Origin of the sequence: Carnobacterium sp. 1290_CSPC (assembly GCF_001053265.1) — a bacterium.
Lineage (GTDB): Bacteria > Bacillota > Bacilli > Lactobacillales > Aerococcaceae > Aerococcus > Aerococcus urinaeequi.
In genome coordinates this window covers 1-411 of the sequence record NZ_JVVG01000056.1, presented here as the reverse complement: position 1 = coordinate 411, position 411 = coordinate 1, and the positions used below count along the sequence as shown (strand labels likewise).

The 411-nt window shown below is 36.3% G+C and carries 1 pseudogene; it reads left to right on the top strand.

Annotated features, from left to right (window positions below):
• Positions 1 to 6: 6 nt before the first annotated feature.
• Positions 7 to 411, top strand: a pseudogene (locus tag AC973_RS04925) (IS6-like element IS1216 family transposase); the annotation flags it as partial.

The window sequence follows — 411 nt, the reverse complement described above, 5'->3', positions numbered from 1 at the left end:
ATGACGATGAATCATTTTAAAGGAAAGCAATTTCAGCAGGATGTGATTATTGTAGCCGTGGGCTACTATCTTCGTTATAACCTTAGCTATCGTGAAGTTCAAGAAATCTTATATGATCGTGGCATTAACGTTTCTCATACGACGATTTATCGTTGGGTGCAAGAATATGGCAAACTACTCTATCAAATTTGGAAAAAGAAAAATAAAAAATCCTTTTATTCATGGAAAATGGATGAAACGTACATCAAAATTAAAGGAAAATGGCATTATTTGTATCGAGCCATCGATGCAGATGGTTTAACCTTGGATATTTGGTTACGTAAAAAACGGGACACACAAGCAGCCTATGCTTTTCTTAAGCGGTTAGTGAAGCAGTTTGATGAACCGAAGGTTGTAGTCACAGATAAAGCC